The sequence below is a fragment of the Halorubrum sp. Atlit-26R genome (assembly GCF_003666015.1).
In the GTDB taxonomy this organism is placed as follows: Archaea; Halobacteriota; Halobacteria; order Halobacteriales; family Haloferacaceae; genus Halorubrum.
Genome location: NZ_QPLT01000456.1, coordinates 1 through 479, shown reverse-complemented (window position 1 = coordinate 479; position 479 = coordinate 1). Strand labels below are relative to the sequence as shown.

At 65.8% G+C, this 479-nt stretch carries 1 pseudogene; it reads right to left on the bottom strand.

From position 1 onward, the window contains the following. Window positions 1-479 (bottom strand): annotated as a pseudogene (locus tag DVK07_RS21435) (helicase); the annotation flags it as partial.

Here is a 479-nt window from a genome sequence, read left to right as displayed (position 1 = left end):
CCCGCCTTCAGCTTCGATTCTATCTCCTGTCTGCGCTCTTTCGAGAGGCTCCCGTGGTGACAGCCGGAGTTCGACTCGTCGATGTCGTCGAACTCCTCACGGAGGTTGTGGAGGACGCGCTCCGCGCCCGACCGCGTGTTGGTGAACACGAGCGTGTTCGTGTGCGAGGCCACGAGGTCGTGCAGGCGGTCGTAAAACCGGCTCTGGACCTCGCTTCGGGGCGTCCGAATCAGGTCGTCTGTCGGACACTCCAGTCGCACGTCGAAGTCGCGGACGAACCGCGTGTCCACGAGTTCGTAGTCGCGGGGCTCGCCGTCCTCGCGGCCGACGAGGAACTCCGCGACCGTGTCGAGCGGTTCGACGGTGGCCGAACAGCCGATGCGCGTCGGCGACGACGTGGCGAGGTCCTCCAGTCGCTCCAGCGACACCGACAGGTGGGTGCCGCGTTTGTTCTCCGCGAGGCTGTGAATCTCGTCGAC